Source organism: Clostridium sp. 29_15, from assembly GCF_001916075.1.
Classification (GTDB): Bacteria; Bacillota; Clostridia; order Clostridiales; family Clostridiaceae; genus Clostridium; species Clostridium lentum.
Genome location: NZ_MNRT01000038.1, coordinates 1 through 283, shown reverse-complemented (window position 1 = coordinate 283; position 283 = coordinate 1). Strand labels below are relative to the sequence as shown.

The 283-nt window shown below is 29.7% G+C and carries 1 protein-coding gene; it reads left to right on the top strand.

Features of this window, described 5'->3' with window-relative positions; genetic code table 11:
- On the top strand, positions 1 to 124 hold a 124-nt coding region (locus tag BHW04_RS09115; protein ID WP_302699437.1), incomplete at its 5' end, for a zinc ribbon domain-containing protein.
- Positions 125 to 283 lie beyond the last annotated feature (159 nt).

Genomic DNA, 283 nt, shown 5'->3' with positions numbered 1-283 from the left:
TTCTATAAAAAAAGATTTAAAGCTTAAAGATAGAATTTTCAATTGTGATTGTGGGTATGTTGAAGATAGAGATTATAATGCAAGTCTTAATTTAAGAGATGCAAAAATCTATAAAACAGCATAAACAAATTTTATAGATATGTACCGATGGCTAAGTCGGGAATTTACGCCTTTGGAGTGATATATCAAACTAAAGTAGTCTATGTTTATCAAGACAAAATAGGTCACGTTGAAAAAGGAAAAATCTCAATATGGGTATGTTTGTCCATATTTCGAGTAGCAG